Annotated in this window: 2 protein-coding genes; both read right to left on the bottom strand. The window is 69.0% G+C overall.

Going from position 1 to position 2,171, the window contains the following annotated elements:
- Window positions 1-72 precede the first annotated feature (72 nt).
- A complete protein-coding gene (istB, locus tag JQN70_RS19700; RefSeq protein ID WP_204133098.1) occupies window positions 73-867 on the bottom strand; it encodes an IS21-like element helper ATPase IstB in 795 nt (264 codons plus the stop codon).
- Window positions 867-2,099 carry an IS21 family transposase gene (gene istA, locus JQN70_RS19695; protein ID WP_204133097.1) on the bottom strand — a complete coding sequence of 411 codons (1,233 nt, stop codon included), beginning with the start codon at window positions 2,097-2,099 and terminating at the stop codon, window positions 867-869. Before istA ends, istB begins: the two co-directional genes overlap by 1 nt.
- Window positions 2,100-2,171 lie beyond the last annotated feature (72 nt).

The following is a 2,171-nucleotide window of genomic DNA, read 5'->3' as shown; positions in this document are numbered from 1 at the left end:
GTGTCAACGTCGGCTGAGAATGAACCCCCTGGCGTCGGGTGAAAACGGACCCCTGTCGTTGAGTTGTCATGGTCAGTCCTGCTCGCCCACGTGGGTGGGGACGCGGCCGAGGTCGCGGTTCTTGAGGCGGTAGGAGTCGCCTTTGAGGTTGACGACGTCTGCGTGGTGGACGAGCCGGTCGATCATTGCGGCGGCTACGACGTCGTCGCCGAAGACCTCTCCCCACCTGCCGAATGGCTTGTTGGAGGTGACGACCATGGAGGCTCGTTCGTAGCGGGAGGACACGAGCTGGAAGAACAGGTTGGCCGCTTCGGGTTCGAAGGGGATGTACCCGACCTCGTCGACCACGATCAGCGGGTACCTGCCCAGGCGGCGTAGCTCGTCTTGGAGGCGCCCGTCGTGGTGGGCGGTGGCTAGGCGGTCGACCCACTCGGAGGCGGTGGCGAACAGCACCCGGTGGCCGGCTTGGCAGGCGCGGATTGCGATGCCGGTGGCCAGGTGGGTCTTGCCGGTACCCGGGGGTCCGAGGAAGACCACGTTGTCCTTGGCGGCGACGAAGTCCAAGGTGCCCAGGTGGGCGATAGCTTGCCGGTTCAGCCCGCGGGCGTGGTCGAAGTCGAACTCCTCGAGCGACTTGCGGGCCGGGAACCGGGCGGCACGGATGCGGCCCTCGCCGCCATGGGACTCGCGGGCGGCGACCTCTCGTTGCAGGCACGCGGCCAGGAACTCCTCGTGGGTCCAGGACTGCTCTCGGGCGCGTTCGGCCAGGCGTGGGATCGACTCGCCCAGCGAGGGTGCCTTCAGGGCGCGGGTCAGGAACGACAGCTCGGCCTCAACGTCGCGGGAGGTGCTGTTCTTGGCGGGCATCAGGCGACCTGCCCGTCGGTGAGCCCGAACGCGGTGTCGTACACGGCCAGGTCTCGCTGTTCGACCACGTCACCCTGAGGTGAGGGTCGGGTCTTGTGGGCCCGGGCGGCCAATGCCAAAGCGGCGGTGTGGTGGGCCGGGTCGGTGATGCTCTGGTGCCGTGCCCAGCACCGGTCATGCTCGGCGACCACCTTCCCGGCGCAGGTGACGGTGACGGTGTCCAGGTCGGCGGCGACCTGCACCTTCCGACCGACCGCGGCCGGGTCCACGGAGTAGTCGTTGCCGTCCACGCGCACGTAGTGGTCCCGCGGCAACCTCACCTGGTGGCTCCACCCGGTCGCCGGCGGCACCGGTGGCAGGGTCAGCATCGCCGACCTGTCGGTCTCCCAGCGGGTGGCCGGGGCGCACCCGATCCGGCGAACGATGCGCTGGTTCGCGACCGGCAACCACTCCCACAGCTGGGTGTTGAAGTCGGCCGGGGAGTCGAACGACCGGCCAGGCAGGAACGAGGTGTCCAGGTAGCCGTTGCCGCGTTCGACGATGCCCTTGGCCTCGGGGTCACCCGGGCGACACTGGTGGACCCCGCACCCCAGCACCCCACGGAAGGCGTCGAAGTGCTCGGTCAGCTTCGGCTTCCCAGCCCGCCACGACCCCACCGCGGACTCGTTGTCCCACACCAGCTCCCGCGGGACCGCCTTGAGATGCTCACTGAGCAACAGCCAGTGCCCGGCGATCAAGTCCGGTGCCTGCCGGGAGGGGATCATCACCGCGAACAGCATCCGCGAGTAGCCAGCAGCCATCACCAGCACCGGCGGCCGCCCGACCTGCCCGTGCCCCAGCGGGATGTCCACCGGCGGGAACCACAGATCGCACTGAACCCGGTCCCCGGCAACGTACGTCGTACGCGAGGCCGGGTCCGGCGGCAGGTACACCGGCCGCAGCTCACGCACCCGGTCCTTCAGCACCGTGATCGAGCGCTGCCAGCCGACCCGTTGCGCGATCACCGTCGCCGGCATCGACGGGTACTCCCGCAGCAGCTCACGGATCGCCGGCTCAAAAGCGTCCACCGCCGACCCCTTCGCAGGCCGCTCATAGCGAGGCGGGCTCTCCTTGGCCAACGCCCGCCGCACCGCGTTCCTCGAGATCCTCAACCGTCGAGCGATCGCCTTGATCGGCATCGCCTCCGCCCGACGCAACCGTCGGATCTCCGCCCAGTCCTCCACACTGATCACCCTCCACAGGGTCACCGAGGGGGTCCGTTTTCACCCGTCGATTAGGGGTCAGTTTTCACCCGTCGCTGACAG

Origin of the sequence: Phycicoccus sonneratiae, assembly GCF_016887965.1 — a bacterium.
Lineage (GTDB): Bacteria > Actinomycetota > Actinomycetes > Actinomycetales > Dermatophilaceae > Phycicoccus > Phycicoccus sonneratiae.
The sequence above is the reverse complement of the archived record's forward strand: the minus strand, read 5'-3'. Positions and strand labels throughout refer to the sequence as shown.